Source organism: Verrucosispora sp. TAA-831 (assembly GCF_050780145.1).
In the GTDB taxonomy this organism is placed as follows: domain Bacteria; phylum Actinomycetota; class Actinomycetes; order Mycobacteriales; family Micromonosporaceae; genus Micromonospora.
In genome coordinates, this window is sequence record NZ_CP192241.1 from 18587 (window position 1) to 37181 (window position 18595).

An 18595-nucleotide genomic window follows, 5' to 3' on the forward strand; every position below is an offset into this window, starting at 1 on the left:
GTCAGGCCTCCTGCTCGATGCGCTCGGCGGCCGCGCGCAGGTACACCGGCACGGACGGCCGGACCGTCGACATCACCCGCCAGTACGGGCGGGAGGTGGCGGTGCCGCCGGGCGGCCGCAGCTCGTCGCCGCGGCGGACGTCCTCACGCGGCAGCAGGTAGATCCACGCGTCGTGGCGGGCCCCGGCCTGGTCGGCCTCGACCTGCTCGCCGGCGCGCGGCTGGGAGATCCGGGCCCGGACGGTACGGACCAGGGTCCGGGCCACGGTCCGGCCGCCGGCGCCGTCCGACGTCGGCACCGGCCGCCACACCTCCAGCAGCGTGTTGAGGGTGTGGCCGATCATGGGCGGGTCGCGTACCGGGCGAGCACCCGCTTCTCGCCGGTGGTCAGCTCCATGCCGGGCGTGTGCCATCGGACCCGGGTGTCGCCGATGTCCTCGCTGTCGGCGCCGGCCGGGTTGCGGCGGCCGGCGATCGCCAGCCGCAAACAGAATCGGCGCACCCGGCGGGCCAGGTCCTCCTCGGCGTACCCGGCGGTGAGGGTGACGCGCACCGCCTGGTCGTGGCACGGCCAGCACCGCCGCAGCCGGGTCAGCACCCCGGAACGCGACCAGGTGTAGTCCACCCCGTGCTCCAGCGGCCGTTCGGTGCCGTCCAGGTCGACCTCGACCACCGCGGCGACGGCGGTGACCGGCCAGCGCGGCAGGATCAGCGACTCGGCGCCGGTGCCGTCGAGGGTGACCGTGGTCTCCTCCAGCGTGAGCGGCTGGCCGACCTCGTCGTCGATCACCATGGAGGCGTCCTCCAGCAGCTCGGTCAGCGCCTCGTCGGTGTCGTCGTCGCCGAGGGCCGCGAGTCGGTTGCGCAGCTCGGCCAGGGTCGCGTACACGGGCACCTCCCAGAGGTCGAATGGGTGGGGGTGGCCCGGGCGCTCCGCCTGCGCGCCCGGGCCGGCTTCCCTACTGCTGCTCGTCGCCGTCCGGGTCGCCCGGGTCGCCCGGGTCGGCGTGGAGCATCTTGGTGAGGTGGTCGACCAGGCTGGCCCGGGCGCGGTCGCCGCGGCGTTCCTGCTCGGCCTTGAGCGCCTGGGCCGCCCGGTCGCGGTCGTCGCCCACCCACTCGGTCACCTTGGCCACCGAGGCGTCGGGTACCTCGTCGCCGTCGCCGTGCGTGGCCGGTGGGCTGGTCTTGGTCTTGCCGGCCGTGGCACGCCGCGGCGACGTCTCGTCGTCGACGGGGATGGCGAAGCCCTTGTCGATCAGCTCCTGGGCTTCGTCGTCGGGCAGGTTCGCGGTGGTCCCGGCGGCGATCGACCGGTCGGGGGTCGCGTAGAGCGTCTTCATCTCGATCCGCACGGCTGCGGGTCCTTTCACGCGGGCGGGCCCCGGCCGGCGTTCGGTCGGGGCCCGCGGTCGACGGGTGGGCGTGAGGTCAGGCCGGGTACCGACGTCCCTTGCCGCGCACGACGGTCGCGCCGACGAGCAGGGTCGGGGTGGTGCCGGCCTTCGCGGTGAGCGCCACCCGCAGGTACCGCTTGATGCCCCGGTAGCCGATCTTGTGGATCTGCTGGTGGTTGGCCGAGGTGATGACCGGCTCGACGCCGTCGAGCTCGTCGTCCGGGACGGCCGTCCAGGTGCTGTTGTCGTCGGAGTGCTGCACCTGGACCGTCAGCGACGCGCCGGCGCCGCTGATCGTGCCGGCGTCGACGAGCACCACCGCCGAGTCGTAGTTCGCCAGGTCCACGCTGATGCCGTTGACCGGCACCGACGGGTCTGCCTGGCTGGCCGGGCGCAGCGACTGCGCCGGCGCCAGGTGGGTGATCAGGTCGCTCCTCATGCTCTTGCCTTTCTGCTCGTGAGCCGTCTACGGGCCGGGGGTCAGTTGGCGACCTTGAGGCGGACGAACGCTTCCTCGAGCACGGGCATGCCGTCCAGTTCCTGACGGCCGATGAAACCGACCTGGTTCTGCTCGGCGTACAGCTCCACCAGGCGCTGGATCTCCAGGTTCAGCGCCTCGGCGATGTGGTAGTGCTTGAAGTCCGCGATCGCGCCGACGTACTGGTTGCCCGAGATCGTGTTCGGCGCGAACTCGCTGACCACGTACGGGATTTCGAGGATCGTGTCCGGCTGGTCGGTCAGACCCGCCTTCCACACGTAGAACCCGTCGGTGGTCTTGAGCTTGCGGATCGTCTTGATCAGGTCCCGGTGGTACAGCCACCGGGCGTTGCGCCAGTACGCGGCCTTGAGCGTGTACTTCGCGTCGATCAGCTGGTCGGCCGTCGCGACGGTCAGGGGGATCGCGCCGCTGGCACCGATCGGGACGTCCCGGCCGGTGGAGATGCCCTGCGAACTGGCGACGAACACCCCGAGGGGCTTCTTGTTGCCATCGCCCACCATGTAGGCCTTCTCCTGGGACACGCCGAACTTGTAGGCCAGGCGCTCGCGCACCAGGGTCTCGGCCCGGTTCGCGGTCAGCCGCAGCAGGCGGCGGCTGATCTTGGCTCGCTTGGCGAGCGGGTTCGGCACCAACTCCCGCTTCCCGAACCGCAGCGCGTCGTCCTGGCTGCCGGTACGGACCTCGGAGGTCCACTCCGCGTCGTCGACGTCGGTGTCCAGCGTCGGCACGCCCAGCGACGCGGCCTCGGTGAGCTGGTGCACCGTGGCCAGCCCCCGCAGCGGCACGTCGTCGTCGACCTGCTTGATCAGCTCGGACACGAAGGCCTGCGGAGCGACCAGGAAGCCGCCCTCCGGATCCGAGCCGGCGACCAGGGTGCGCTCCTGCTCCGGAGACAGCGATGCCCTCCCGCCGAGCAGGAACTGCCGGAACGCGGCCATGGCCTCGTCGCCGCCACGGTCCGGGCCGTTGCGCTCGCCACCGTCGCGGTCCTCGCCGCGACGCGGCTGGTCGTCCGGGTCGGCGTCGATACGGCGCTCCTTCGCGCGCAGCTTCTCCTCCCGGGCGATCTGCGCGTCGCAGCCGTCGACCTCGCCCATGAGCCGGTCGAACTTCGTGTCTTCCTCAGCGGTCAGGTTCCGTCCGCCGTCGGCCTCGGCGGCGTCGAGGATGTCGCGGGCCTGCTTGGCCAGGCCCGCGCGCTCCTGCCGCTTGGCGTTGATGTCCACGCCGTGTCCTTTCGTTGTGGTGGTGAGCCGCCCGGCAGGGGCGGGTAGGAAGCCGGGGCCGCCGGGCCCCGGGGTCTATCGCGCGCCGGCGAGCTGCAGCCGGCGGCGAGCGTTGGCGAGGCTGCGACCACCGGGCTCACCGGCCGGCGGCGCCGGCGGCGGGGTGGGCTGGCCGGCGCGGTCGAGCAGCTGCCGCAGCGCGCCGATCGACTCACCGTCGAGGCGGTCCAGCAGACCGCGCACGGACTGCAGCAACTCGTCGTCGACGTCCAGACCACGGGCGCGGCCGGACTCGACCACGGCGTTGGCGTCCATCGGCAACGGCACCGCGCTGAGCTCGTACAGCTCCCAGTCGACGGCCACGCCACCACGCCAGTAGTCCTGGGTCTTCGGGTCTTCCCACTCGACGACGCCGAACCCGATCGACACGGCGTTCATGTAGCGGCGGCGGTACTTGCCCTCGACCGTGACCGCGAAGTCGTCCTCACGATCGAACTCGATGTCGAACATGAGCCGCTTCTTGTCGTCGACCTCGGTCTTGATCGACCGGCCGATCGGCAAGCTGTCGCGGCCGTAGTAGCGGTGGCCGTACCCGAACACGGGATTGGCCTGGTAGCGGTCGAGACGGGCACCGTCCATCCGCAACGCGATGCCGTCGCCCTTCTCGCCCTCCGTCGCCCCGACGAACCGCAACGGCTTGTCGGGGTCGGCCGCCGTGTCGCGGACCATGAACGCCCGGTGGAACGCCATGCGCTTCTGGCTCAACGGTTCACCTCCGATCGGGCCTGGCGGTCGCGGGGCACGCCGGGCTGCTGTCGGTCCGCCGGCGGCCGGGCCTGCCCACGGCGGCCGCCGTCGTCGTCCTGGTCCTCATCGCGCCGCCGGCGCTCGTCGTCGTTGCTCATGCGTGCTCCGTCTGGTTGCAGGTGCAGCCCGGGTGCACCGGGCAGGCCCGGCCGGGCTGCGGCGCTTCGCCCGGCGCCGGCGCCGGCTGCATGTTCAGCGGCACCAGGTACGTCGTGCCCTTGCCCTCGGGCAGCGGGTTCTCGTTCTCCTTCTCGCGGATGTCGTCGCCGGAGAGCCAGCCCCAGTTACGGCCGATCGCGTACGCCTCGTACCGGGTCTTGAGGTCGCCGCGGGTGATGGCGTCGACGATGTGCTCGGCGAAGTAGCGGGGCCGCTCCCGCGAGGTGAGCAGCCGCAGGTTGACGTACTGCTCCCAGGTCGTCAGCCACCCGAGCAGCGTGTCCTGGAGGTACTCCAACGACTGCCACTCGATGTTGGAGAACGTGGCCCGTTCCAGGTCACCGATCTTGTGCGGAGGCAGCCGCAGCCACCGGCACATCTCGTTGACCTGGAGTTTCCTCGTCTCAAGGAACTGGGCGTCCTCCGGCGGAATACCGATGTCCTGCCACTCCAGGCCCTCCTCGAGGATCGCCACCCGCTGCGCACGATCCAACCCGCGATGCAAGTTGTCCCAGTCGGCCTGGAGCCTCGTGTGGCCCTCCGGGGACAGCTTCTTGGCCGTCTTGAGGACACCACCCGGGCGGGCGCCGTTGTGGAAGAACTGGGTGCCGAACTGCTCGGTGGCCAGCCCCAACCCGATCGATCGGCGGGCCAGCTGCACCACGCTGTAGCCGCGGATCCCGTCGAAGCCGAGCCCACCGATCGGCAGCACCTCGTCCGGCCACAACCTCGTGTAGATGCCGTTGACGTCGTCGATGTACCGGTAGGTGACCGACATCTTGCCCGGACCGAGCCGCTTGACCTCGGGGGTGATGCGGTCCGGACGGATCGGCCACACCTCGGTGACCTGACCCCGGCCGTCACGCAGCACATGCGCGTACCCGGTGCCCCAGGTCAGCGCGTGGCCCTGCACCGTGCGCTTGAGCGCCATCGGCGCCATCAGCTCGTTGGGCTGGTCGTGCAGCACCTGGTAGACACGGTGGTCCCGAGCCTTGCGCTTGCCCTTCTCCAGGCGCTCATACAGCGGCAGCGGCAACTTCCCGACGTCGGTGGCGATCGCGTTCACCGCGGCGAAGAACGGGCTGTAGTGCATCGCGGTGTCCTCCGACACCCACGTCCCCGAAGCCGATCCGCCGCCGGTGAACCAGTCCTCCACCCACTTCTCGGGGGTGGCCAGCCCCGACGATCCGCCGGCGCTCGCCCGCTGTGACAGCACCGAGCGCAGGAAGCCCATGGTCAGGCCCCGACCTGCCGACGCTCCGCACCGCCGCCGGTAGCGGGTTTGGCCGTGGCGCCGAGGACCCCGACGACCAGGACCAGCACCCCGACCACGGTCAGCGCCACACCGACCGACCACCACAGCCACAGGCCAGCGCCCAGCAGCAGCAGCCCCGCCAGCACCACCACGTCGACCCGGTCGACGCGGCTGCCCGCCGAGCGGGCCGCGGTGGCCACCAGCCCGCCCGGGGCGGGGGTTTCCTCGGTCGTCACGATGGACTCTCCTCTCAGCCGACGGTGGACAGGCCGCGGTAGTCGTAGACCGAGTCGCCGTCACCGACTCGCATCCGGCCATCGATCGCGAAGAACAGCGCCGGCATCCCGTCGATCCGGACGTGCTCCTTGGCCCGGTCCGGCTTCACCGGCCGGACCCGATCCGGATCGTCCGTGGGGCTCTTGGCCTTGAGATGCTCGGCCATCCACCGGGCGACCGGGTTACCGCCGTGGGCGTACTCCTCGGCGGCCAGGGCCCGGGAGAACTCCGTCATCGGGCCGGTCATCCGCTCGAAGGTCGTGCCGGACTCGATCAGCTCCAGGCCGGTCCGGTCGACGATCTCCTGCCGCACCGGCTCACCGGACCACCGGTCGTAGGTGACGTCGACGATCCGGAACCAGTCGTGGTCCTGCTCGATCCCCGAGTAGATCGACTGGTAGTCGATCGTGTTGCCGTCGGTGGCGGTCACCCAGCCCTCGTCCACCCACCGGGCGAACGCGCCGTCGGTGCCGGCCGACAGCTCGGGCACTACCGCCTCGGGGACCCAGAACCGCCACCGCACCATGCCGTTCTCGAAGAGCAGACACCACGCGGTGAGGTCGAGCTTGGACGACAGGTCCAGACCGCCCCAGCAGCGCACGCCTTCCTGCTTGGGCAGCAGCCAGTCCGGGTTGAGGGCCAGCTCGCCGCAGTTGGCGTCCCACAGGTCCATCGACACGTACCGGTAGAGCGCCTGAACCCGCTGGTTCATCTGGAACTGGCGGAACGCCTTCTCCCGGGCCGCGTTGGTCTTGGCGGCCAGGGCGTGCCGCCGCAGCGCCTCACGCGACTTGAACTGATCCAACGCCGGATTCGCCCAGCGCCAGTTCCGCTCGTCGTAGATGTCCGTCGACACCGGCAGGTGCGGGTGGCCCGGGTGCGCGCGGCGGATCCGCTCCAACTCCTCGCGCGTCCTGGGCAACTTGCGGACGAACGCGAAGACGTGCGGGGCCCGAGTCGGGTCCTCCATGATCCGCTCGGCCTCGTCGATCATCTGCGCGCCGAAGCTCAAGGGTTCGTCGGTCTCGGTGGTCGTGGTGAAGAGCAGCTCCTGCTCCCGGGCACCATCGGCGGTGTCCATCGCTTCCCAGAGGCTGCCGTCGGGCTGGCTCAGGACCTCGTCCAGGTTGAACGAGTGCGGGTTGTGGCCCAGCTCGCCCTTGGCGTCGGCGGTGATGACCTCGTAGATGCTGCCGGAGCGCTCGTCGACCAGGCGGCGCTCGTTCTTGTAGTACTTCAACCGCCGGCTCAGGACTGGGCTGAGCTGCACCATTCTCAGGGCCGGCCCGAATACCTTCTCCGCCTGCTTCGTGTCCGCCGCAGCGTTGTAGCACTCCGCGGCTTCCTCGTCGTCGCCGACGAACAGCAGCAGCTGGATGGCAGCCGCGATCTCCGACTTCCCGTTCTTTCTGCCCATCACGATGTGCGCCCGACGGTAGCGGCGGACGTACCGCTGCCACTCGACCGACCAGAGGACCTCCCCGAACAAGGGCCTCACGATCTCGTGCTCTTGCCAGTCCCGCAGCACGAACGCCCGACGCCGGTACGGGCCCTTGATGTGCCGCAACAATTCGGCGGGGAACGCCACTGCCCGGTCGGCGCGGGGCTCGCAGTAGTGCGCGCCCCGCCGGACACAGGTCTTGTCGCGGAAGGTGTACCCGCAGGTCGGTCCCTTGCGGTCTCGCGGCCGCCACCGCCGGTGGTGATCCGGGATCCAGTCGCCCGGCACCCGGCCGGCACGGGCCCGCGGCCGCGCCGGCCGCCGCGGTGGCGACTCAGCCCGTGAGGAGGTCCTCGGCGGGGTCACGTCGACCATCTCCACCCGTCAGCTGCGCCCGGTCCGACGGCGTCAGCCCGAAGCGGGCCGCCCAGGTCTGCAGCTGCCGGTCGGCCTGGCCCAGGATGACCGTCCACGGGTTCCGGGTGACCCGGTGCCCGGTCTGCTTGCCGTTCTTGTCGAACACGGGCAGCTCGACGACCTCGCCCTCCTCGGCCAGGGCGGCGGCCGCCTTGCGCCGGCGGGCGGCCGCGTCGCAGACGATCCCGAAGGTCTCGACGTCCCAGGCCGTCAGCACGCCCTTGCGGATCAGGTCCGGGGCGTACTCCGTCCAGACGTCCAGCGCAGCCTGGATGAGCCACTCCGGGGGCTCGATTTCCGTCGTCGACGGCACCGGCTCGTCGGTGTTGACCCGGTCAGACCGGGTCCCACGCACCAGCTTGAGCGCCGTCGGCGCCGGGTGCGGACCGCGTTTGCCCACAGTGGACACCTCCCTCGGATACGGCAAGTGCGAAAACTCGTCAGCGAGAGAGCCCCTCTACCGCGGCGTTTCGGCCCCCCTGACCTGCAAGGATTCGACCCGCCCCTCCCCGTTCTTCGACGGGTGGTCGGCGGCGCCGTGGCCAGGGTCCGCGCCGTGCTCGGCGTCGGTGGTGATGGTCGAGCACTCTACCTCGTGCGGCCGGTACGCGGCCAGAGCCGATCCGCCGCCGACCAGCACGATGTTGATGTCGGGCAGTGCCTCCTCCAGCTTGCTGACCATCTCCTGAACGGCGAGGGGCGTCGGCATCGACGGCAGCGCCACCACCAGCGTGTCGCCGGGCCGCACGACCAGGCCGTCACTCATGTGCAGATGCAGGTCGCTCACTCGATCTCTTCTCCTGGTCTCGGGGTACGCGGACGACCGAACCCACCGTCGTGCTGCACCGTCTTCTTGCCGTGGCACCGGCGGCACAGCGCCTGCAGGTTCCACTCCTCGACGTTGCTGGTGTCCCCGTCGATGTGGTCGGTGTGCTTCGCGCTGCGCTTCTTGCAGCCCTGGCACCAGGGGTGATCGGCCAGGTACGCGGCCGAGATCCGTAGCCAGTCCTCGTCGTAGCCCAGCTCCTGCCGGGTAGGCCGGGGCCGCTGGTGCCGGCTGCAGGCCCCCCCTCCCGGGCAGCCCGGGCGGGTGCAGCGGCGTGGGGCACGGGTAGGCATCGTCCACCCCCAGGGATGCACCGAGCGCCCCGCACTGGTGGCGCGGGGCGCTCGGTCCCGGAGCCGATCCCGGGTGACTGGCAGGGTAGATCGTGGTGCAGGGCAGACTCCTGCACCGCGATCATGCCCCGGATTCGGACATTCCTGCAAACCCCGAGCCATGGATCTGGCCGTTCGGATGATCAGGTAGCCAGGCTCCACCGTGGCCGGAGTGCCCGGACCGGATCCGCTCGGCGGTTACGACTCGGGCGTCGGTCTGGGCACTGATCCACTCGGCCAGGACGGTGATGCTGCCGTCGACGTCGTCCCACACCGACAGGCACTCGGTGCAGAACGCCGATTTGCGGGCCAGGTTGACGCGTAGGGTGCCGGGCTTGCCGCAGGTCAGGATCGGGCAGGTGGCGCGTGGCCGATAGGCCTCGCTGGTCCAGCCGATCAGGGCCTGGGCCTGGGCTCGCCAGAGGCGCAGCGATCGGCACAGCGCGGCGGCCTGGTCGTCGTCGACGATCCGAGGCTCGCCGGCCGCGCCGGCCAGCTGGCGGATGTTGCCCTGGGTGGTGTCGCGCAGCGGCAGTTCGAGATCCCAGCACCACCGGGCCGCCTCGGCGGCGATCGCGGCACCCCGGCCGATCGCCTCCCAGTGGCCAGGTGGTTTGGACTGCGGCACGGGCCGGGCGCCCGGGTTGTCGGTCGACGACGTGACGCCGTGCACCGCGACCTCGGCGAGCTGCACCAGGAGCCCGTCGTGGGTCTCGGTGTGCACGCCGACGAGCTTGGTCCGGCCGTTCCTCGTCTTCCGGTAGACGGTTTCGGTCGCGCGGTAGGAGTCCGCGAGCTGGGCGGCGTAGGCGCGGATGTCGTCGACGAGCAGCAGCCGGCGGCGCGACGGTGTCACTTCGCAGCCTGCCTGATCTGGGTGGCCAGGCCGAGGAGGGTGAGGACCCGGGCCGGGACCGGCGTCTCGCCGCGCTCCCAGCGGCCGACGTCGCCGCGTTGCGCGCCGACGCGGCCGGCGAGCTCGCGCTGGGTCATCCGCGACTCTCGGCGCCACTGGCGCAGCCGGGTCCCGTCGGGCCGGCCCGGGGGCGGTCCCGGAATGACGGTGGCGAAGCGGCGTGGGTGGCGGTAGGCGAAGGACCCGAGATCCGGGTCAGCGTGCCACGACATCTACTCCTCCTCCGTCCGGGTGGCGATGGTGTGCAGCGACTCGGCGATCGACACCAGCGCGGCGGTCCGGGCGAAATCAGCCAGGTCGGGCATGGCGTCGCGGATCTCCCGGGCGGCCATCGGCGAGAGGGTTTCGGATGCGACCCCGGCCGCCCAGGTCTGGAGTTGGACAAGAGCGTTGCGGGCGGCGGTGTGCGGGTCAGGGTGCGCCATGGGGATCCTCCAGAGGCGGGGCGGGAGTGGCCGGGACTGCGCCCGGGGGCCAGACGTAGGGGTCTGCGGGGGCCGGGGCCCGGGACCGCCGGTGGTAGATGTCCGGGGCGTCCGGAGCCCGGATGGGCTGGGTGACCGGCCGGGCCGGATCAGACCGATCAGCGCGGTGCCCGACCCGACCCTCCCCGGCACCCTCCCCGACCGTTGCGGGGCGTTGTTCCTGCTGGTGGTCGTCGTGCTGCGGACGCACTGGTCCCGCCGGGTCGTTGATCGGATCACCGTTGCCGTCGTGTGGTCGATCAGCGGTCGGATCACTGTTCGGATCAGCGTCTGATCGCTGTTCTGTCGCTGTTTCGTCGGTGATCTGTTGGTGATCGGGGATGTCGTTGAGGACCTGGTCGCGGTTCGACCACGCGGCCCGCTCTTCGGGCATGGGCGGGGGCAGCAGCGCCATGTCTGCCTCGTACGGGGTCCTGCGGCCCTTGTGTTCGTTGCAGCGGGCGCAGGCGGCCACCAGGTTGGCGCCGTCGGGCCCGGCTGGCAGGTCCGGGTCGACGTGGTCGAACGTCAGGACCTTGCGGCGGTCTCTCGCCCTGCCGGCCTTGGCGGACAGCGGTCCGGAGCGGCAGTAGCGGCAGCAGCCGCCGTCGCGGGCGTAGGTCGTCGCCTTGAGCGGTGCGGAGCGCAGGTCGGCCTTCTGGGCCTGGTTGCGCTCGTACTCCGTCCGGCTCGGGTTGCGGCGGAGGAAGTTGTGGATCCTGTAGGCGTAGCCCTGGGTCCAGGAGTCGCCGAGGCACGGGCAGTCGTCGTCCGGTCGGTGTAGCAAGGGTTGCTCGTCGAGCACGGGGGTGCAGAGCAGGTCGAGCCACCGCCGGCGGCGGGCGTACCGGACCGCGGTCGCCTCGGTGAGGTACCCGTCCCGCTTGATGTGAGATGCCTTCGCCTTGAGTCGGCAGTAGGCCGCCTGGAGGTGGTCGACGAGGTTCGCGTCGCCATTGGCCAGGGCGTCCCAGATCGGCTCGTCCGCAAAGGTGTCGGACTCCAGCCAGTACGGCATTAGTGGATCAACCTAGAGATCAACATGAATGGTCCCCCCTGAATGCGGCTGGCGCGGCCGCCCCGCTCGGGGTGGCCGCGCCCTCGTTGCGCTGGTCGAAGCTGGAGTTAGAGGCCGAGCCAGCGCCTCCACCACGGCCGCCGCTGCTGCTCGGCCAGGACCTCGGCCTGCTGGCCCAGGCAGCCGGTGCACAGCGGACCGCCCTTCGGCGCGATGCCGGCCGCGATCTGCTCGTCGACGGTGGCCCAGACACAGCCGTCCGGGCAGGCGAGCAGGTCGTGACACCCGCACGACCGGCAGACCAGGACGGCGTCCGGCTCGATCACCTCCTCGGTGACGGCCGCGCGCAGCACGGCCACCTCCTCGGCGAGCCGGGCCCTCTCGGTGTTGGCGAGGTCGAGCTGGTGGCGGTAGCGCTCGCCTCGGGCGTCGGCCTCGGTGACGACCTTATCCAGCTCCGACACTCGCTCCCACGCGCGGATCAACCGCTTGTCGAGAACCTCGCAGTGCCGGCGGTACGCGTCGCGCTCGGCGATGACGATGTCGAGGGCCTGGCCGTAGAGGACGACCTCGGCGGCGTCGTCCAGCTCGGTCGCGGTGGTGGTCGGGTCGGTGGTGGGGGTGGTCATGGTGTTCCTCCTGTGGCGGGTCGGCAAGCCACGCACCGAGATCCGGGCAGGCCAAGATGAGGGCGGTAGCAGCCGGCGCAGGACACGTACTCGTAGCCGGCCGGCGGCGAGGGCTCGGTGCGCTCGGTCTCGGGTAGCGGTTCACCGGCGAGCGCGGCGTCGACGAGGGCGCGGCCGCGGCGGGCCCGTTCGGTGGCTTCCTGCGGCGACCTGGCCTGTCTGGCGGCCAGGTCGGCCTCCCAGGCGGGCCGGCCGCGCCAGCGTGGGCGCGTCATCGGCGCCGCCGTTTCGCCGCTCGCCGGGACGCCCGGTTTCCACCCGGCGGAACCTGCGCCATGGCGTGCTGAATCGCCGCCATATCGCCTCTGCGGCCGCCGGGTACCCTCACCGGCGCGGCGTCGCAGCTCGGCTCCCACCGCTGGCCGACCAGCCGCCACCGGCACCCGGGCTGACCGTCGGAAAGAGTGACCGGCTGGGTACAGCGGCACGTCGCCCCGGTCAGCAGCCGCTCCGCCAGCCCCAACGCCGCTGCGGTGGGCGACCGGTGTCCGTCAGAGATGATCCGCGCACCCTGATAGGTGGCGACGGCGTACCACTTGGCGTCCTCTGCCGGCTCGTCGTCGTCGCCGGTGTGTCCAATCTCGAACCCAGCGGCGCCAGCCCGGTTCGCCAGGTTCGTGCACGCGATCACGATGTCGTCGTTCATCCTTGGTCTTCCTTTTTTGGCAGGTCAAAGGCGGTCATGATCGATGCCTCACGCGGTCGGTCGGATGGGGATGACGTCGGCCAGGTCCTGGCCGGGCAGGTCGGGATCGGGTAGATCGGTGTGCCGGATCTCGCCGGCGAGGACGCGCCGGGCCAGGGCCGCGCCCGGTCCTCGGCGGGGTGCCTGGCGGGCGGCGAGGTCAGCGCGCCAGGCCGGTACGGACTGCTCGGCGGCGGCCGGCGGGGTGGTGGGGCGTGCCTGGTGGCGGACCGCGGCCAGGTGGTCGACGAGGTCGCCGGTCGGCAGGCTGCGCACGTAGGCGCCGAGGGACTTCGGCGGCCGCCGGGCGGCGGTCTTGATCTGTTCGATCACCTGGGTCGCCTCGTCGTCATCCACACCGAGTCGAGCGGCGACGTAGGCGACGGTTCCACCGCGCTGCTGATGATGTGGAGAGGTGACTGGAGCAGAGGAGTTGCGTTCCCCCGCGGGAACCACCGAAGTTCCCACGGGGGAACTACCGGCCTCGGAAAGGGAACTACCGGGAGCAGGAAGGGAACTACCAGCCGATGCCGGTAGTTCCCTGGGAGGAACTACGGCGCTGTCGGTGGTTCCCTGCTGGTCCTGGTCGGTAGTTCCCTCCGGCGTCGCCGCGGCGGCGGCCGGAATGGTCAGCCGGTACAGCGTCGGCCGACGCGCGATCACCCGGACGGGCACCAGCCAGCCCGCGTCGACGAGCTGCTGCAGGGTGGACGTCACCAGGGCCCGCTTGCCGATGCTGGCCTGAGCCATGGCCCGGTCGTAGGTCAGCCAGGCCAGGTCGGCGGTGGCCGTCCGGTCGCCCTGGGCGTCGCGGACGTGCCGCGCGTACGCCAGGGCGAGCAGCTTCGCCCGGGGAGACAGGGACGACTCCCAGACGGCGTCCTGGTAGACGTCGACGTGCCAGCGCGTCGGGGCCGTCATCGGTCACCTGCAGCGTGTCGCGGCCGTGCGGTACGGTGAGGTTTCACATGTGGTCCTTCGGGATCGCGGGCGGCGCGGCACCTCTGACCAGGTGCCGCGCCGTTGTCGTAGGTGGGCAGGGTCACGCAGCCCTCGGTTCCGGCCGCAGGGACGCCAGCAGCACCCGACGGTGCTCCCGGACGTTGTTGCTGGGCTGCAGCTTCGGTGCCGGCGGAGGCGGCGGGGCGATCTGCTCGGCGGCCGCCGCCGAGGGGTCGCCGTACCGCTCGGTGAGCAGGGCCTGGGCGAGACGTGCGTCAGACATGGGTCACCTCCTGGTCGAGCAGGGTCGGCCCGTCCTGCGGGTCGACGGGGAGAGTCGCGGCGGCCGCCGTGGCGGCGAGGCGGCGGGCGGCGGCGCGGCGCTTGCGCCAGCACCCGGCGCCGACGCGGCGGGCCCTCGACGCCGGCGTCTTGCACGGACGCTGGCAGTCGCGGCAGGGCACCACCGGCAGGTCGTCAGGCCGGTCCACCGGTGGCCTCCTCGGCGGGGGTGTGGTCAGGGCACAGGCCGCTGTGCGGGGCCGGGGTGGCGCCGCACGGGGTGAGTCCGGTCGGTGGCAGCCACGGGCACCGGGGCGGGCCGTCGGGGTAGGCGTCGGCGGCCATCCGGCGCAGGCCGGCGAGCATGGCGGTGGTGAGCGCGGCCGCGTCTTCGCCTTCGACGGGGACGGACGTGAGTCCGGAGCGGCCGTAGCTGGGGCGGGAGTGCGGGTGGTTGTACCAGGTGCGGTTATGCCAGTCGGTCCACCGCAGGTGGTAGTCGTCGTCGATGGTCTGCCGGATCGACGGGTCGTGTAGGCCAGGCCAGTAGTGGCGGGTCAGCTCGGAGAGCCGACCGAAGGGGGTGACGTGCCCGGCGTAGTGGCCGCGGTGGCTGCGGATGGTGTGGATGGTGCGGCGCCCGACCAGTGGGGTCAGCACCGGCACCAGGCGGTTCGCGTCGGTCCCACCGACCACACGGTCGATCCCGCCGATCACACCCTCGACGGACGGGTACGCGCGGCGGGCGACGACGTCGACGAGGACCTGGCCGTCGAGGGTGACCGCGTGGACGTGGAGCGGGCCGGTCATCCAGCCGTTCAGGTCGTAGGCGGCGAGCAGCACGGTGTCGGGGTCGGCGAGGACCTCGCGGGCCCACGCCGAGGCGGCCGCGCGAAGCCGCAGCCACGACGGCCTTACCTTGGCGGTCCGCTCGATGACTACGCACTCGGTGCAGAGCCGCCGGCCGTTCTCGATGTTCGCCAGCGGGTTGGGTCTCGTGGTCTGGCAGCGGGCGCAGGTCCGCGCGGCGGTCCAGGCGGCCTGCCGGCCCGGCGACAGTGCCGGCATCGCCGCCGACGCGGCGATCTCGTACAGGTCGGTGTGCTTGTTGCCGTGGTAGAACAGCGTCGCTGCCGGTTGCTGGCCCTCGGCCTGGCGGCGGCGGAGGCGGCGCAACATGGTCGCGGTGGCCAGGTGATCGGGGATCTCCCCGACCCGGTACACCGGGAGGCCGGCCGGGTCGGGCTTGCGACTGGCGGTCATGGTGATCCTTCGCTCGTACGGAGACTGGCGCGGATGTACTGGCGGTAACGCCCGGCGTCGGCGCCGGCGAGAACGTGCGGAGTGCCGACCTCAACCAGGCGGCCGGCGGCGCCGAGCTGGGCGCGCAGCGCGGTGATCTCCTCGTAGGTGCCGACAGCCCAGACCTCCAGCCCGAGGCTGGTGTGGGCGCGCGGCCGAGGACTAGGCACGGCGGCCGCCGAACGGCCACGGTCCGGGCGGCTGGGCGTTGAGAGCGGCGTAGCCGGCCCGGGTGAGCCGGAAGCGCGGCGGCGCGGCGTACCCGAGCTGGGCGAGCACAGCGATCGTGATCCCGAGCAGGCGGTCCCGGTCGTCGGCGGACAGCGCCGCGATGGCGTCGGCGGCCTGCTGGCCGGGGCAGACACCGGTGTGGGGGCATGCCTCGGCGTCGGCGTGCTCGGCGGCCGCCGTGACGAGCGCGGCCAGCGCGGCGCGGGCCTGGTCGAGCTGGGCCACGGTCGCCGGGTCAGGCGTCAGGTCGTCCACGGTCTACTCCTCCCGCTCGCCGAGGATCCGGGCCTCCAGCTCGCGGGCCGCCTCCTCGATGGCGGTCGGGCGTGTGGCGGCCGGCGTGGTGTCGGGGTGCTGGACGTCGCCGGCCGCGCCGAGCTTGTTGCAGTCGCGGCAGGGGGCCAGCCCGGTCCACGGGTCCGCCGGCACGCCGTCCTGCTGCACGTAGGGGTGCGGCAGGACGGCGGGCCGGCCGGGGCGGCGGACCGTCTTAGACACGGGTCGAGACGGTCAGGCCGAGCAGCGGGGCCAGGCGCTCGACGACGAGCCGGGCCTGCTCCAGCGGTAGCAGGGTGAGCGGGCCGCCGGCGACCTGGAGGGCCAGGTGCCCGTCGCGGTCGACGTCGTCGACGGCAACGTGGCCGGGGAGCTGCATCTGGGCGGTGACCGCGATGGCGTCACCCATCGGCAGGACGAGGACCAGGCGCTCCGGCACGCCGCGGTGCACACCGCCGGCGGCCGGCAGCGTCGGCACCTCGGCGTCGCAGAGCGGCGGCTGGCACCAGTCGGGGTGTCGGGTGGGCGTCGTCATCGGGCCTCCTCGGCGGGGATGCGGGGCAGGATGGCGGTGGTCTCGGTGCTGGCCGGGACGGCCGGCGATACCGGGGACAGCGGGACCGGTGCCGGCGGCTCCGGAGCGACGGGTGCCGGCGCGAGCCAGCACTCGTCGTACGGGGCCAGCTCGCCGAGCAGGGTCAGCGGACCGAACGTGCCGATCGCCAGTTCGCGGGTGTAGTGCAGGCCGTTGACGGCGGACACCAGCAGCGTCTCGCCGACGTCGCCGGCGTCCTGCCGGTCCTGGACGGCGTGCAGCAGGGTGCCGTCGGTGCCGCGCCAGGTCTGCCCGGGGTGCAGCTCGGGCAGGTGCGGGTGGATCTCGACCAGGTCCTGGAAGCGCCCGTCGCGCAGGGGCAGGGTCACGATGTCGCCCGGGTGGCCCGGCAGGGTGATCCGCATCTGCAGGTCGCCGTGAGCGACGATCGTCGCCTCTGGGATCACCAGCCGGACGGTCGTACCGGGAGGGGTGCGGTCGTAGGTCACCGGCCACGCTCCTTGGCCTGCTCGACGACCTTCACGCCGAGGGCGCGTGCGTGCTGGCGGGCGGCCTGACGCAGCGCGGTGCGCGCCCGGGCCTTGCTGCGGCCGCAGTCGATCACGACCATCTCGCCGCCGCCGTCGGGCCGGTGGACCACCCTCCAGCCGTGCTCGCGGGAGTACCGCGCTTCCGCCAGGCAGTTCTCGGCGTTGTCCGGGCGGCGGGTCGTGCTGAGGGCGGCCTGGGCGTACATCGGTGCGTCGCGGGAGTAGTCGTACTCGACGATTCGGATCTCCGGCGTGCCCTGCTGCGGTGAACGCCGGAGCGGGGCGACGGCGTCGAGCTTGCGCCAGAGCGGGATGAGCCACGAGTAGTCGGCGCCGGTCTTGTCGGTCCACACCCGCACCGGCGAGTGGTCGGTGGCCTGCTCGACGCGCTCGACGGTCTCCTCCCGGCCCACCGGCGACACGAACCGCCAGCCCGGGGCCAGCTTCTCCGCGCTGGGTCGGGTGTCGTCGCAGCCGAGGCACTTCTTGCCGCCGCCGCAGTTCAGGCAGGTCGGCTCGCGCTGCGCGAGAAGCTGGGCGGCCAGGCCCCGGCGGTCGCGCAGGATCCGCAGGACGGCGGAGACCGCACTGGCTGAGCTGTCCTGGTCGATCTCAGCGACCGCGTTGCGCAGCTGAGACAGCGCGTGGTCGAAGTCATAGTCGCCGGTCGGGAGACTCGGGATCTTCGCGTCCGCGTCGCGGCGGAACCAGTCGTCGGTGTTGGTGGCGTAGGTCATCGGGTCGTCGCCTCTCGGTCGCGGAGCCGTACGCGCGGCCGCGGGTGGACGGGACGGTCGTCGAGGTCGGCGTCGTAGGAGAGCAGCGAGCCGGGAGCGGCCTTCTTGGCCCGGTACATGGCGGCGTCGGCCTGCCGGAGCGTGGCGGCCAGGTCGCCGATGACGACCCGGGTCACGCCGACCGAGGCGGACACGCAGACGACCTCGCCGGAGGGCAGCTGCACCGGCCAGTGCCGGGCCACCCCGCCCAGGAGTCGGCCGACCACCACGAACTCGTCGCCACCCAGGCGGGCCGCGATCGGGTACTCGCGCAGGCTGTCGGCCACCGCAGTGAGGAGCGCGTCGCCGGCGGCGTGCCCGTGCGTGTCGTTGACCTGCTTGAAGCCGTCGAGGTCGATCAGCGCCAGCTCCCAGCTGCCCTGGGCGAACGCGTAACCGTCGTCGAGGCCGGCGCGGTTGAGCAGGTCGGTGAGCGGGTCACGGCGGGCCTGGCGCTCCGCCGCCTGCAGCAGCTCCAGCAGGCGGTCGTTCTGGGCGCGCAGCGAGGCCACCTCGGCACGCAGCGAGGCCACCTGGGACCGCCGCACCAGCGGCGCCGCAGCGACTGCGTGGGCCCGGTCCGCCGGGGTCTTCGGCTGCCCCACAGTGGGGGCCTCCGGTACGATCTGCGCCATCTGGGTCTCCGATCTATGGCGGGTCAAGATCCGGTTTTCGTGAGCCCTCGACCGTGTCCGCGGTCGGGGGCTCGCTTGCTACGCCGCGGCTTGGTTGATCAAGCGGCGCTGCGTTGACGGGGCGACCGGCGACGGGATTGGCGCTCCAGTCGGTCGCGGGTCTCCTGGATGGCCCGGTCGCGGTCGCCCTGCGGCGTTTCCTTCTCCTCCGTGAAGGTGGCGAACAGGGCTTCCAACTGGGGGTCGGTGACGTACCGCTCCTTGCCGATCCGGATGTGGCTGAACTGCCGGGCGCGTGCCCGGTCGACCAGCCTCCGAGGCGGAATGCCCAGGAGCTTCGCCACGTCGGCGAGCGGGGTGAGATTGGGCAGGCTCGCGGGGGCGTGGGTCATCGCGTCCTCTCTTCCGCGGTGACGATGCGGCCCTCGGTGTGGGCCTCGATGAACGCCACGTAGCTGCTGAGACGGACCCGGACGGCACCGTTACGGCCGTCCGCCTTGGTGGCCTCGAGGGCGCCCGACTTGATGTAGCGGCCGACGCTCCAGCGGGAAACCCGCAACAGGTCGGCGACCTCATCCACGGTCAGGTGCTGCTCTCCCACGCGGCCCTCCAGCCTGCTACGTGTTGCTGCGTCATGTGCGATGCCGACACTAACTTAC

General features: G+C 72.0%; 32 protein-coding genes. All 32 read right to left on the bottom strand.

The window, feature by feature from the left end:
- Nucleotide 1: 1 nt before the first annotated feature.
- Nucleotides 2–343, bottom strand: coding sequence for a phage head completion protein (locus ACQVFL_RS31510; protein ID WP_431729969.1), 342 nt, complete (start codon nt 341–343; stop codon nt 2–4).
- Complete coding sequence (locus ACQVFL_RS31515) at nt 340–888, bottom strand: hypothetical protein (protein WP_431729937.1); 549 nt, start codon at nt 886–888, stop codon at nt 340–342. The genes ACQVFL_RS31510 and ACQVFL_RS31515 overlap by 4 nt, the downstream gene beginning before the upstream one ends.
- Nucleotides 889–958: 70 nt before the next feature.
- A complete protein-coding gene (locus tag ACQVFL_RS31520; protein ID WP_431729938.1) occupies nt 959–1354 on the bottom strand; it encodes a DUF7302 family protein in 396 nt (131 codons plus the stop codon).
- A 76-nt stretch (nt 1355–1430) separates the two neighbouring features.
- Nucleotides 1431–1835: a hypothetical protein gene (locus ACQVFL_RS31525; protein ID WP_431729939.1), complete on the bottom strand. Its 405-nt coding sequence runs from the start codon at nt 1833–1835 to the stop codon at nt 1431–1433.
- Nucleotides 1836–1876: 41 nt separating this feature from the next.
- On the bottom strand, nt 1877–3121 hold the full coding sequence (locus tag ACQVFL_RS31530; protein WP_431729940.1) for a phage major capsid protein: 1245 nt from the start codon (nt 3119–3121) through the stop codon (nt 1877–1879).
- A 75-nt stretch (nt 3122–3196) separates the two neighbouring features.
- Complete coding sequence (locus tag ACQVFL_RS31535) at nt 3197–3886, bottom strand: hypothetical protein (protein WP_431729941.1); 690 nt, start codon at nt 3884–3886, stop codon at nt 3197–3199.
- Nucleotides 3883–4026: a hypothetical protein gene (locus ACQVFL_RS31540; protein ID WP_431729942.1), complete on the bottom strand. Its 144-nt coding sequence runs from the start codon at nt 4024–4026 to the stop codon at nt 3883–3885. The genes ACQVFL_RS31535 and ACQVFL_RS31540 overlap by 4 nt, the downstream gene beginning before the upstream one ends.
- Nucleotides 4023–5321: a phage portal protein gene (locus ACQVFL_RS31545; protein ID WP_431729943.1), complete on the bottom strand. Its 1299-nt coding sequence runs from the start codon at nt 5319–5321 to the stop codon at nt 4023–4025. The genes ACQVFL_RS31540 and ACQVFL_RS31545 overlap by 4 nt, the downstream gene beginning before the upstream one ends.
- Before the next feature lie 2 nt (nt 5322–5323).
- Nucleotides 5324–5578: a hypothetical protein gene (locus ACQVFL_RS31550; RefSeq protein ID WP_431729944.1), complete on the bottom strand. Its 255-nt coding sequence runs from the start codon at nt 5576–5578 to the stop codon at nt 5324–5326.
- 14 nt (nt 5579–5592) lie between these two features.
- The gene (locus ACQVFL_RS31555) at nt 5593–7347 is read right to left on the bottom strand and encodes a terminase large subunit (RefSeq protein ID WP_431729945.1); all 1755 of its coding nucleotides are present in this window, start codon (nt 7345–7347) and stop codon (nt 5593–5595) included.
- Nucleotides 7348–7393: 46 nt separating this feature from the next.
- Entirely contained in the window at nt 7394–7876 is a 483-nt protein-coding gene (locus tag ACQVFL_RS31560; RefSeq protein WP_431729946.1) for a phage terminase small subunit P27 family, read from the bottom strand.
- A gap of 57 nt (nt 7877–7933) precedes the next feature.
- Nucleotides 7934–8263 (bottom strand): hypothetical protein, encoded by a 330-nt coding sequence (locus ACQVFL_RS31565; protein WP_431729947.1) that lies wholly within the window; start codon nt 8261–8263, stop codon nt 7934–7936.
- Entirely contained in the window at nt 8260–8595 is a 336-nt protein-coding gene (locus ACQVFL_RS31570) for an HNH endonuclease signature motif containing protein (RefSeq protein ID WP_431729948.1), read from the bottom strand. Before ACQVFL_RS31570 ends, ACQVFL_RS31565 begins: the two co-directional genes overlap by 4 nt.
- Nucleotides 8596–8716: 121 nt before the next feature.
- Entirely contained in the window at nt 8717–9490 is a 774-nt protein-coding gene (locus ACQVFL_RS31575) for a hypothetical protein (RefSeq protein WP_431729949.1), read from the bottom strand.
- Nucleotides 9487–9762 (bottom strand): helix-turn-helix domain-containing protein, encoded by a 276-nt coding sequence (locus tag ACQVFL_RS31580; protein WP_431729950.1) that lies wholly within the window; start codon nt 9760–9762, stop codon nt 9487–9489. The genes ACQVFL_RS31575 and ACQVFL_RS31580 overlap by 4 nt, the downstream gene beginning before the upstream one ends.
- Entirely contained in the window at nt 9763–9975 is a 213-nt protein-coding gene (locus ACQVFL_RS31585) for a hypothetical protein (RefSeq protein WP_431729951.1), read from the bottom strand.
- Nucleotides 9962–11032, bottom strand: coding sequence for an HNH endonuclease (locus tag ACQVFL_RS31590; RefSeq protein WP_431729952.1), 1071 nt, complete (start codon nt 11030–11032; stop codon nt 9962–9964). The genes ACQVFL_RS31585 and ACQVFL_RS31590 overlap by 14 nt, the downstream gene beginning before the upstream one ends.
- Nucleotides 11033–11139: 107 nt before the next feature.
- Nucleotides 11140–11661, bottom strand: a complete 522-nt coding sequence (locus ACQVFL_RS31595; RefSeq protein WP_431729953.1) for a hypothetical protein — start codon at nt 11659–11661, stop codon at nt 11140–11142.
- Between the two features lie 271 nt (nt 11662–11932).
- Complete coding sequence (locus ACQVFL_RS31600) at nt 11933–12367, bottom strand: hypothetical protein (RefSeq protein ID WP_431729954.1); 435 nt, start codon at nt 12365–12367, stop codon at nt 11933–11935.
- Nucleotides 12368–12415: 48 nt separating this feature from the next.
- Nucleotides 12416–13327, bottom strand: a complete 912-nt coding sequence (locus tag ACQVFL_RS31605) for a hypothetical protein (RefSeq protein ID WP_431729955.1) — start codon at nt 13325–13327, stop codon at nt 12416–12418.
- A 121-nt stretch (nt 13328–13448) separates the two neighbouring features.
- Entirely contained in the window at nt 13449–13631 is a 183-nt protein-coding gene (locus tag ACQVFL_RS31610) for a hypothetical protein (RefSeq protein WP_431729956.1), read from the bottom strand.
- A complete protein-coding gene (locus ACQVFL_RS31615; RefSeq protein ID WP_431729957.1) occupies nt 13624–13839 on the bottom strand; it encodes a hypothetical protein in 216 nt (71 codons plus the stop codon). Before ACQVFL_RS31615 ends, ACQVFL_RS31610 begins: the two co-directional genes overlap by 8 nt.
- Nucleotides 13826–14893 carry a hypothetical protein gene (locus ACQVFL_RS31620; protein ID WP_431729958.1) on the bottom strand — a complete coding sequence of 356 codons (1068 nt, stop codon included), beginning with the start codon at nt 14891–14893 and terminating at the stop codon, nt 13826–13828. The genes ACQVFL_RS31615 and ACQVFL_RS31620 overlap by 14 nt, the downstream gene beginning before the upstream one ends.
- Nucleotides 14890–15102, bottom strand: coding sequence for a hypothetical protein (locus ACQVFL_RS31625; RefSeq protein ID WP_431728246.1), 213 nt, complete (start codon nt 15100–15102; stop codon nt 14890–14892). Before ACQVFL_RS31625 ends, ACQVFL_RS31620 begins: the two co-directional genes overlap by 4 nt.
- Nucleotides 15095–15418, bottom strand: a complete 324-nt coding sequence (locus ACQVFL_RS31630) for a hypothetical protein (protein ID WP_431728245.1) — start codon at nt 15416–15418, stop codon at nt 15095–15097. The genes ACQVFL_RS31625 and ACQVFL_RS31630 overlap by 8 nt, the downstream gene beginning before the upstream one ends.
- A gap of 3 nt (nt 15419–15421) precedes the next feature.
- Nucleotides 15422–15661 (bottom strand): hypothetical protein, encoded by a 240-nt coding sequence (locus tag ACQVFL_RS31635; RefSeq protein ID WP_431728244.1) that lies wholly within the window; start codon nt 15659–15661, stop codon nt 15422–15424.
- Complete coding sequence (locus ACQVFL_RS31640; protein WP_431728243.1) at nt 15654–15974, bottom strand: hypothetical protein; 321 nt, start codon at nt 15972–15974, stop codon at nt 15654–15656. Before ACQVFL_RS31640 ends, ACQVFL_RS31635 begins: the two co-directional genes overlap by 8 nt.
- Nucleotides 15971–16483 carry a hypothetical protein gene (locus tag ACQVFL_RS31645; RefSeq protein ID WP_431728242.1) on the bottom strand — a complete coding sequence of 171 codons (513 nt, stop codon included), beginning with the start codon at nt 16481–16483 and terminating at the stop codon, nt 15971–15973. Before ACQVFL_RS31645 ends, ACQVFL_RS31640 begins: the two co-directional genes overlap by 4 nt.
- The gene (locus ACQVFL_RS31650; RefSeq protein ID WP_431728241.1) at nt 16480–17262 is read right to left on the bottom strand and encodes a hypothetical protein; all 783 of its coding nucleotides are present in this window, start codon (nt 17260–17262) and stop codon (nt 16480–16482) included. The genes ACQVFL_RS31645 and ACQVFL_RS31650 overlap by 4 nt, the downstream gene beginning before the upstream one ends.
- Complete coding sequence (locus ACQVFL_RS31655) at nt 17259–17936, bottom strand: GGDEF domain-containing protein (RefSeq protein ID WP_431728240.1); 678 nt, start codon at nt 17934–17936, stop codon at nt 17259–17261. Before ACQVFL_RS31655 ends, ACQVFL_RS31650 begins: the two co-directional genes overlap by 4 nt.
- 98 nt (nt 17937–18034) lie before the next feature.
- Nucleotides 18035–18328, bottom strand: coding sequence for a hypothetical protein (locus tag ACQVFL_RS31660; protein ID WP_431728239.1), 294 nt, complete (start codon nt 18326–18328; stop codon nt 18035–18037).
- Complete coding sequence (locus ACQVFL_RS31665; protein WP_431728238.1) at nt 18325–18537, bottom strand: helix-turn-helix domain-containing protein; 213 nt, start codon at nt 18535–18537, stop codon at nt 18325–18327. The genes ACQVFL_RS31660 and ACQVFL_RS31665 overlap by 4 nt, the downstream gene beginning before the upstream one ends.
- Nucleotides 18538–18595: the final 58 nt, after the last annotated feature.